The sequence below is a fragment of the Paraburkholderia sp. Clong3 genome (genome assembly GCF_050436485.1).
Classification (GTDB): domain Bacteria; phylum Pseudomonadota; class Gammaproteobacteria; order Burkholderiales; family Burkholderiaceae; genus Paraburkholderia; species Paraburkholderia tuberum.
On the sequence record NZ_JBNDMH010000002.1, the window covers coordinates 4,098,200 to 4,108,784 of the forward strand.

At 58.8% G+C, this 10,585-nt stretch carries 5 protein-coding genes; all 5 read left to right on the plus strand.

Translation table 11 applies throughout. The features are described from left to right. The first annotated feature begins 481 nt into the window (after nt 1–481). The gene (locus tag OKW30_RS23145; protein ID WP_429347682.1) at nt 482–1,009 is read left to right on the plus strand and encodes an HD domain-containing protein; all 528 of its coding nucleotides are present in this window, start codon (nt 482–484) and stop codon (nt 1,007–1,009) included. 170 nt (nt 1,010–1,179) lie between these two features. Further along, nucleotides 1,180–1,326: a hypothetical protein gene (locus OKW30_RS23150; RefSeq protein ID WP_429347781.1), complete on the plus strand. Its 147-nt coding sequence runs from the start codon at nt 1,180–1,182 to the stop codon at nt 1,324–1,326. A gap of 144 nt (nt 1,327–1,470) precedes the next feature. Continuing rightward, nucleotides 1,471–4,452: a helicase-related protein gene (locus OKW30_RS23155; RefSeq protein WP_429347683.1), complete on the plus strand. Its 2,982-nt coding sequence runs from the start codon at nt 1,471–1,473 to the stop codon at nt 4,450–4,452. Nucleotides 4,453–4,454: 2 nt separating this feature from the next. Continuing rightward, nucleotides 4,455–9,578: a class I SAM-dependent DNA methyltransferase gene (locus tag OKW30_RS23160; protein WP_429347684.1), complete on the plus strand. Its 5,124-nt coding sequence runs from the start codon at nt 4,455–4,457 to the stop codon at nt 9,576–9,578. 123 nt (nt 9,579–9,701) lie between these two features. Continuing rightward, nucleotides 9,702–10,313: a hypothetical protein gene (locus OKW30_RS23165; protein ID WP_429347685.1), complete on the plus strand. Its 612-nt coding sequence runs from the start codon at nt 9,702–9,704 to the stop codon at nt 10,311–10,313. Nucleotides 10,314–10,585: the final 272 nt, after the last annotated feature.

Genomic DNA, 10,585 nt, shown 5'->3' on the forward strand with positions numbered 1-10,585 from the left:
GTCACTGGTCCGCCGCTGTGGCCGCCAATAGTCAAATTACGATGATGGTCTAAAGTTCGCTTCCTGCAGGCCGATATCCCGCTGTGAAGCGGAGTTATACCTTACGTGTTTCGCACCTCTCGGGCGGCATGAGGTACGCGATAACTCCCCGAATTCACTGGTTCGAGTAAGCGCCCCCGTCGAAAGAAAATCCCGAGACAAATGTGAGTACATGAAAAATCGAACACTTCTTCACTGGCAAAAGCTTGGGAATGCCGCCGTACCAGCGAGACTACGCGGATGCGGGGACACCGTACCGGTTTGGAATGGAGATAAATCGTAAAGCTGGGTTCAATAGCGGAGCTGCGCGTGATAAGAATCGCGAGCTAGAAATGAGCTCCGTCCCGACCGTGCCCAGAGATGAGGGCTTACGGGACCCAATTGCCGTGAATTGTGTGCTGGAAGTGAAGCTGGCGTTTGTCAACCAATCAAGGAACTACTCGTGAACATTGTCATCAACGCCATAGCTTTTGCCGCCGACAAGCATCGCAATCAACGCCGGAAAGATGCGGATGCGTCGCCGTACATAAATCACCCTATAGCGCTGGCCGATGTGCTCGCAAACGAGGGCGATATTGAAGACGAGGACGTGCTGGTCGCCGCTATTCTTCACGACACAATCGAAGACACTGAGACAACCCTGTCCGAACTCGCTGAACAGTTCGGGCATACGGTCGCGGGTATTGTGCTGGAGGTAACGGACGACAAATCTCTGCCGAAGGGGGAAAGGAAGCGCCTGCAGGTTGAGCATGCATCACATATCAGCGGTCAGGCAAAGCTGGTAAAGCTTGCCGACAAAATCTGCAATCTCCGCGATATTTCAGGCAGCCCGCCAGCAGACTGGACGGCGGAGCGCAAGCGCGAGTATTTCGACTGGGCAAAGGCTGTGGTGGACGGTCTTCGGGGAGTTAGTCCTACGCTCGAACGCATTTTTGACGAAGCATACGAAGCCAGGCCTGTTACGGCATAGTCGCCGGATAACGCAGCTAAAGAACGTAGTCGTCCGCATATCGGTAGCCTGGCCGTGTGACGCTTCAGACGGGTAGCACGTGGCGCGCGGGCAGAACAACAATTATCCAGAAGAGGTCAGAAAAATGAACTCCCAAGGAGCTCTCGCGAGGCCACCGTATCCGTGGCGGACTGTACGGGCTCCTTGTGGGCGACGCCCTTGGCGTCCCCTATGAGTTCCACGACGCATCCGAGATACCCCAACAGAGCACGAAATCGAAATGGAACCTCCGAAGCGATTTCGACAGGCTCACGTGGGCATCACAATCGGGTACCTAGAGTGACGACGGGGCGCAGGCGCTCTGCCTCCTCGACAACCTCGCGCGTGTTAGTTGGTGGACGTTACTTGTCAGCTTGTCCAATTTCGGGAACTAGCACTTCTTTGTTAGTATTTGCGACGACTATAAAAATGGCCTGATTAATATGCTCCCGTTTGCCCCCGGTGCACGCGCCGTTATACGTGATGAAGAGTGGCTCATTCGCCGCGTGGACCCCGCCGCAGATGGAGGATGGCTCCTCACCTGCGATGGTATCTCTGACCTGGTTCGCGGTCAGTCAGCGCTGTTTCTGACCAGCCTCGAAGACGCCATCGAAATCCTCGACCCGGCGAAGACTGAGCTGGTGCCAGACGCCAGCCCCACGTACAACGCCACGGTCCTGTATCTGGAGAGCCTGCGCCGTCGCAGCGTAGCCAATGACGAGCGCATTCACCTGGGGCACCGGGGCGTGATGAATCTGGTCCCTTACCAGCTGGACCCAGCTCTGCAAGCCCTGCGTCAGCCCCGTTCGCGCATCCTGATTGCGGACGCTGTTGGTCTGGGCAAGACGATGGAAGCAGGCGTGCTTACCACTGAGCTGATTCAGCGAGGCCGGGGCAAGCGCATCCTGGTGGTCACCCAGAAGGCCATGCTCACCCAGTTCCAGAAGGAGTGGTGGAGCCGCTTCTCCATCCCGCTGGTGCGGCTGGACTCTGTTGGTCTGGCACGGGTGCGCAACCGCATTCCGGCCAATCACAATCCGTTCAATTACTTTGACCGCAGCATCATCTCCATCGATACGCTCAAAAGCAATCTGGAGTACCGCAACTATCTGGAAAACGCGTGGTGGGACATCATCGTCATTGACGAATGCCACAACGTGGCCGCCCGTGCAGGGGAGACCGGCCTGTCCCGCCGCGCCCGGCTGGCCAGGCTGCTGGCGACGCGCTCGGACACGCTCATCCTCCTGTCTGCAACACCACACGACGGTTCAGCCCGCAGCTTCGCCTCGTTGATGAGCTTGCTGGACCCTACCGCCATCTCGGACCCTGACGACTATACCCCGGACGATTTCCGAAGCAAGGGCCTAGTGATTCGCCGCTTCAAAAAGGACATCCGTGACCAGGTGACCGCCGACTTCCAGGAGCGCCAGACCACCTGCCTGCGTCAACCTGCCAGTGCGTACGAAGAAGCGGTTTACCGCGCCTTGCTGGATGTGTCCTTCACACAGGGGGGGCAGCACAAGGCCGGTCGCCAGTCCGAGCTTCAGCGCATTGGCCTGCAGAAGGCCTTGTTCTCCAGCCCGGCGGCGGCTCTGGAGTCCACACTAAAGCGCATGGACCTGCTGCAAAGCAAATCCAGCCCGACTGCAGACGAGGCCACTGAGGTGCAAGGCCTGCAACTGCTGGCTGATGCCCTGCAGGCCTTGACCCAGGACTCGACAGCGAGTGGATTCAGCAAATATCAGCGTCTCCTGCGGCAACTGCGTTCGGCCGATTTTGGCTGGAAGGTGCAGGACGCTTCTGACCGCCTGGTCATCTTTTCGGAGCGCATTGAAACTCTGCGCTGGCTGCAAGCGCAGCTCATCACCGACCTCAAACTCAGGCCCAATCAAATCGAGGTGTTGCACGGCCAGATGGCCGACACCGAACAGCAGGAACTGGTGGAGCGCTTTTGCCGCCTCGAAGACCCGCTGCGCGTGCTGCTGTGCTCGGACGTAGCCAGCGAAGGCCTGAACCTGCACTACTTCTGCCACCGCCTGGTGCACTTCGATTTGCCGTGGTCGCTCATGGTCTTCCAGCAGCGCAACGGCCGGGTAGACCGTTACGGGCAAAAACAGCAGCCGCATATCGTTTACCTGTTCACCGAAACCGCGAACGAAAAAATCAAGGGCGACCTGCGTATTCTCGAAATCCTTGAACAAAAGGACGAGCAAGCCAACTTCAACCTGGGTGACCCATCCGCTTTCCTCAACGTCTACGACCCTGACAAGGAAACTGAGAAAGTCGCAGGCTTCATGGCCGATGGCCTAAGCCCTGAACAGGTCGAAGCCACGTTGGACCAGGCCGCCGCTGTCGAAGACGACAACGACGGCGACTGGCTGATGCAGCTCTTTGGCGGTGGTGCAGTCGCTACCCCGACCGAAGGCACCGCCCCTGACCCTGCGGAACAGCCAGGCAACAGCCTGGACCATATCGACGAGCCTGCGTCCTTGTTCGCCAGTGACTTCCACTACGCCAAGACAGCGCTCACCCAACTTAACCACGGCGGGACCCTGTGCCAGTGGGCTCCCGACGACGATGAGCAAATCATCGCCATTACTGCGCCTCCGGACCTGCAGGAACGCTTGCGCCAGCTACCGCGTGAGGTGCAAGCGAGCAACGACCACTACTCCCTGTGTGCCGACGCGAAGCGCATGGACGCGGCAATTGAAACCGCTCGTCAAGCTCGGGCCGAAGATGACACCTGGCCTCTATTGCACTACCTGTGGCCGCAGCACCCAATCATGGACTGGCTGGGTGACCGTGTGCTTACCCACTTTGGGCGGCACCGCGCTCCTTTGCTGCAAAGTCACAAGCTGCAACCGGGCGAACAGGCGTTCATCCTGATGAGCCTGGTGCCCAACCGCAAGGGACAGCCTTTGCTGGTGGAGTGGCAGGTGGCCAGCCGAATTGTCAATGGAGCGGAGCAGTGCGCTTTTGCGCTGGAGTCCTTCGATGCCTTCGTGGCCCGTGCCGGCCTCAAAGCTGGCGGCCTGCCCAATCGGGGCCACACGCCTGAGTTCGTAGATGCCATCCCCTCCATGCAAGCCGTCTTACCCGAAGCGGTCAAAGCTATGCACGCTTATATGCTGCAAAAACAAACTGCCTTTGCCAGCCAGCTTGAGCGACGACTGGCGGGTACGTTGACCGAACTGCAGCGGCTGCAAGCTCGCCAGATGGAGCAGCTCACGCTCGACCTGGAACGCCAACTAGAAACGGTCAAGCGAGGTCGTTTTGAGCAGCGCAGCCAGCAAATCAACCGCGTCTTTGACGACTACCGCCAGTGGGTGCACGATACCCTGACTACCGAGCCCCAGCCTTGGATTCAGGTGCTTGCCGGTGTCTGCCATCCTGGCCCGGTGTCCTCATCGAATGTCGGAGCCTGACGATGCCCGTATTGGAAGCCGTTCAAACTTTCGCTGGCATTGCCAACGAAAACGAGTTTTACAGCCACCACTATCTGGCTGAGGTATTCAAGGGTGACATCAAAGCCCGTCTCGACGCTTGGGACGCTGACGAAGTCGTCCACCCCGGCGAAGAGGCTCACCGGGCGCCTCCGAAACGACTGTCTGCCTGGGCACAGCGCTGGTTTGCTTTGCGCAGCCAAATCAACCGGGCCCGTGACGATGCCGAACGCTGGCAGGTTTTCACCCAAATCCAGACGGGCTTGTTACAAGCGTTGGGGTACACCGGACCCGCCAATCTACCCACTAGCTACGAGCTGGTGCTAGGCTCGCCCATTCCGTTTTGGTACCTGCAACTGCCACAACTGGCCGTTGTCCCTGCCTACAAGCCCGGTGCCGAAGGCGAAGACCTGCTCGACCATGCCCTGAGCACCCTGCACTACGGCGGCGAAACTGTGCCGAATCCTCTGCACGGCGAAACCTGGGCGGAGATGCTGTCAGACGCCGTCTTTGGCGCTGAAACCGCGCCCCGCTACGTGCTGCTGGTGGGACTGGACCAATGGCTGCTGTTGGACCGGTACAAGTGGCCCAACAACCGTGCCCTGCGCTTTGACTGGGCGGACATCCTCGACCGCAAGGATACCGACACCCTCAAGGCCGCTGCCGCATTGCTGCACAAAACCAGCCTGGCTCCGGGCGAGGGCAGCAGCCTGCTTGAATCCCTCGACGAAAACGCCCACAAGCATGCTTTTGGCGTGAGCGAAGACCTTAAATATGCGCTCCGTGAAGCCATTGAGCTGCTTGGCAACGAAGCCGCCAACCAGCTGCGCCAACAGGCGGCTGACGCCAGGAAGGGGTTCTTCAGCGGCAAAGACCAGCTCGTCGACACCGACCTCAGCCTCGAATGCCTGCGGATGGTGTACCGGCTGCTGTTCATGTTCTACATCGAGGCAAGGCCCGAACTGGGCTATGTGCCCATCAGCAAGAGCGAGGTCTACCTCAAAGGTTACAGTCTTGAGAGCCTGCGCGACCTGGAAATGCAGCCTCTGCCCACCCCGCATGCCCGCGATGGCCTGTATTTCGACGCCACGCTGCGCCGCCTGTTCAGGCTGGTGGCGGAGGGGTGCGGCCAGGTCGACTCCGTCCAGCACCAGCTTGGTGACACTGTAGCTGGCGCCAAAGATACTTTTGCCCTGGCACCGCTGGACAGCCGTCTGTTTGACGACAGCACCATGCCGTTGCTGGTCAAGGTGCGCTTTCCCAACCATGTCTGGCAACGCATCATCCGCCTGATGTCCCTCAGCCGTGGTCAGGGCAAGGGCAAACGCAGCGGTCGTGTCAGCTACCAGTTGCTGTCCATCAACCAGCTGGGTGCGGTGTACGAGGCGCTGCTCAGCTACCGGGGGTTCTTTGCCGCCGAAGACCTGTACGAAGTCAAACCCGCGCCCAAAAAAGGCCGTGCCTCCGCTGGCGATGATGGCGGCGGGGAGGATGGAGAAGAGGGCGACGACAACGACGAGGAAGCGACCTCGGGTCGCCGTGGCCGCACTGAAGGCAACGACGCAGATTTGCTCGAAAATGCTTGGTTTGTACCTGCCGGCCGCCTGTCAGACTACAGGGAAGATGAGCGTGTTTATGACACAAACGACGCCGGTCACCAGGTGCTGCGCAAGCACGGGCGCGGCAACTTCATTTACCGCCTCGCAGGGCGCGACCGGCAAAAATCCGCCAGCTACTACACCCCCCAAGTGCTCACCAGCTGCCTGGTGAAATACGCCCTCAAGGAGTTGCTGGACAGCGACCGCGTCAACGAAGCCGATGACATCCTCACGCTCACCGTGTGCGAGCCAGCAATGGGTAGCGCCGCGTTTCTGAACGAGGCGGTCAATCAGCTATCCGAAGCTTACTTGGAGCGCAAACAGGCCGAGCTGGGTCGCCGCGTACCCCACGACGACTACCCGCAGGAGCTGCAAAAGGTGCGCATGTATCTGGCTGACCGCAACGTGTTTGGCGTGGACCTGAATCCCGTCGCGGTGGAACTCGCGGAAGTCTCCATCTGGCTGAACGCCATCTATGGCGAAACCGACGAGAACGGCCGCCCCTTGCCGGCCCGCGTGCCCTGGTTTGGCTATCAGCTGTTCGCGGGCAACAGCCTCATCGGCGCGCGCCATCAGGTTTACAGCGCCGCCTCCCTCAAAAAGGGAGCCAAACCCGCCTGGCACGAAGAGCCACCGCGCCGCGTCACCGCGAGTGAGCCGCGTCGGATGGACGAAATCTGGCACTTTTTGCTGCCCGACCCCGGCATGGCGAATTACACCGACAAGGTGGCCAAAGCCCTGTACCCGCAGGATTTTGAGCGTCTGAAAGCATGGCGCAAGACCATGACGGCGGCGCTGACCCACTATGAAACGGCGCGCCTGCAGCAGCTCAGCCACCGCGTGGAGGAACTCTGGGAGGAACACGCCGCCGCGCTGGCACGCGACCGGGCGCGCACAGAAGACTCGATGTCCGTCTGGCCCTACGAGGGCGGTCTGAATGAAGACGGCGCCCACAACTTCTCCCGCGCCCAGAAAGAGGCTATTCGCAGGCAGGGCCTGCTCAATGAAGACGGCGACCTCGCGACGCCGTTTCGCCGTCTCAAGCTGGTCATGGATTACTGGTGCGCGCTGTGGTTCTGGCCTATCACGCATAGCCAGTATCTGCCCAGCCGCGAGGAGTGGTGGATGGAAGTGGGCGCCATCCTGGAGGGTAACGTCATCGACATCGGCCCCCAGCCGGGACTGGACCTGCAACCGACCGGGCCGGAAGAGCCACAGGTCCTCATTCCTGAAGTGCAGGGCACCTTGATGGGTTTCGAGGACCAGCTTCCGCTGAGTCAGGCGACGGGGGTACCTAACCTGCACGACAAGTTTGGGCAATTGCGCATCAGCAAGCTGCGGCAACATTTCCCGCGCGTGGCCGAGGTGGAGGCGGTGGCCGAGGCTCGTCGCTTCATGCATTGGGACTTGTGCTTTGCTGATGTGTTGCTCAAAAGTGGCGGCTTCGACCTGATTCTCGGGAACCCGCCCTGGTTAAAGGTGGAGTGGAACGAGGCGGGAATTCTCGGAGAACGCAACCCGGTTTTTGCGATTCGTAAAATCAGCGCGAGTGACCTGGCGAAGCTGCGCAGTGAGGCATTCAACGACTTCGCAGGCTTGCTTGACGCTTGGACTGAAGAGTTGCAAGAGGCTGAAGGCACGCAGAACTTCCTGACAGGGGTGCAGAACTATCCACTGCTTAAGGGAATGTCGGCGAATTTGTACAAGTGTTTCATGCCGCTGGCATGGAGAATTTCAAGCCCGCAAGGGGTGAGCGCACTGTTACACCCGGAAGGACCGTATGACGACCCCAAGGGGGGTTATCTGCGAGAGGCGATGTACTTACGACTGCGGCGACATTTCCAATTTCAAAACCAAGAAATGCTTTTCCCCATTGGGCACCGGGCCAAATACAGTATCAATGTCTATGGGCCTATTCGAGGTGTCGTTGCGTTTGACAACCTAGCCAATTTGTTTTTGCCTTCAACGGTGGATGCGAGCTACCAGCACGATGGCGCAGGCTTACCCGGTGGCATCAAGAATGACCAAGGTCAGTGGAACACTGACGGGCACCGTGACCGCATCGTGAGGGTAGACGATGCCTCTTTGGCGACTTTCGCCCAACTTTACGATGAACCAGGCACCCGGCCGCGCCGCGCCCGTCTGCCCGCGTTACATGCTGGGACCTTGAGCAGCGTGCTGGCAAAGTTGGCTTCCTATCCGCGCAGATTGGCAGATTTGGGGGACGGTTATTTCCCGACTGAAATGTGGCACGAAACAGCCGCACAGAAAGACGGCACCATGAGTCGCCGCCCCGCCACTGACTCTGGGTTTGCCATGAGCCCGACGGATTGGGTGCTCTCGGGTCCGCATTTCTTTGTGGCGAATCCCTTTTATAAATCGCCTCGCCAACTGTGCGACACACCACTCGCTTACGACGCCATCGACCTCGTGACCTTACCCGAGGACTACCTGCCACGCACCAACTATCGCCCGATGGCCGACCGTGCCGAATACTTGCGCCGTACTCCGTCTGTGCCTTGGAGTGATTTAGTAACGACACAAAGACCGCATGCAAAGAAGGTGACAGATTTCTTTCGCCACATTCACCGGACGATGATTAGTCCATCGATGGAACGAACAGCGATAGGAGCAATTATCCCGCCCCAAGTCGCGCACATTGACGGGGGATTTTCTATATCTTTTAGAGATTACCGCGCGATGATTTCGTTTTCCGCTGGTGTTAGTTCGATTCCTGCGGACTTTTTTATTAAGACTACCGGCAAGGGTCATATGCGGAGTGATTCTACTGACCGTTTGCCAATCGTCGAGAACAACAGTCTGAATCTGCGATATTTGGCGTTATCCTGTCTGACCTGTTACTACGCGCCCCTGTGGGAAGAACTCTACGACGTAGCGTTTGCCGATGAGTGCTGGAGCCATCCCGATAATCCCCGATTGCCGCACGATTTCTGGCAAAACCTCACCGGAACATGGACGCGCAACTGCGCATTACGCAGCGATTACGCTCGCCGCATGGCGCTGGTTGAAATTGACGTGCTGGTGGCTCAAGCACTGGGCCTCAAGCTCGACGAGCTGCTGCTCATTTACCGCGTGCAGTTCCCAGTGATACAACAAAACGAGCGTGACACCTGGTACGATATTAACGGTCGCATTGTCTTTACCAACAGTAAGGGGCTGGTGGGCGTAGGGCTACCGCGCAAGGGGGGCCGCAGCACGCCGCGCACCCGCATTCAGACGCCAGACAGCAAAATCCGCGAAGGCAACTTTGGCTGGGAAGAACTGTGGGCCTATGCCAGTCCCACGACGGGCGATAGCAAGGCCATCGTCAAGCAAGGCGGCACCCCAAAAGTGCCCGACGGTACCGTCATCACGCAATGGGTGACTGACAACACCTTGCCGGGAGGGGCAACGACGGTTGAGCGTACCTACACAGCCCCGTTCACGCGTGCCAATCGTGAGGATGACTATAGAACGGCATGGGCATTCTTTGAGGGTGCCGAGGTATGAGCACGTTCATGCAGTGTAGTTTGAGATACAAAAATATAAATTGCTTCGAGCTTGTTAGCATCGGCCGCTCTTTGCACTGTCGGGGCGCGGGCTGCGTATTGCAGCATAAAGGAAGGAGCGCTCATGCCGAGTGAGAACTATTTCGAGCCCGAATGGACCGAAAAGGTCACGATTCCTGTAAAGCGGGTAGGCGACCGCTGGGAGTTCTTCTGTGGTGGCGACGTGCCGGTTAGAGACGGCACGCTGGGCGAGTTGACTATCAATGCCGACCGAATTAACGACGAACGGTTTCTTAAACTCGTTAGCCAGGAAACAGTAGTGAAAATCCTGGAGGAAGGCACTTGTTTGATGGTAGCGCTGAATGACCGTAGCAAGGGCGGCGCGCGGCTAGGGGCATGGCCGGACGTCTCACTGGAAAATGTGCCCGCCGGGACCACCCGCTTTGAACCGGTCCACATTGGCCCGCGCAAACTCGGTGCAAAACAACTGGAGTTGGCCGGCGCGTCAGATAAAGGGGGGCTGTGGTTGCGACTTAAGGGGCTGGAGCGTTCGGAGCTCGTGTGCAGCACGTTACTGATGCCAAGCGGCTTCCCTAAAAAAACTGCGCTCAGCCTGAACCAGGCGTTCACGCTGCTGTCTCGCGCGTACGAAAACACACCGTATCTCCAATACGGGGAATGTCTACACCCAGTACTTTTACCAAGAGACGAATCAGCGCTGGTACCCCTTGGCTGACTTGCGCGCAGGTGTACGGGTACAAGCGGAGCGTCAACTCATCAATGTTGTGTGGAAGCAGGTGGAGGAAGCGTTGGGGTGGCGGCCTGTGGTGGCAGATGCGCGGCGAAAAAAGAAATGAGCCAGGCCAAGAACCAGTAGTGTCGACGAACCCATAGCATCAAGGCAGCCAGGTTAGAGCAGAAAGAATGTCAAACCAAGGCCTGCCAATCGAATACGACCTGGCTCTCTAGCCAGCGACTGAGTCGTGCGTATAGCTCAGCCGGGGCCTC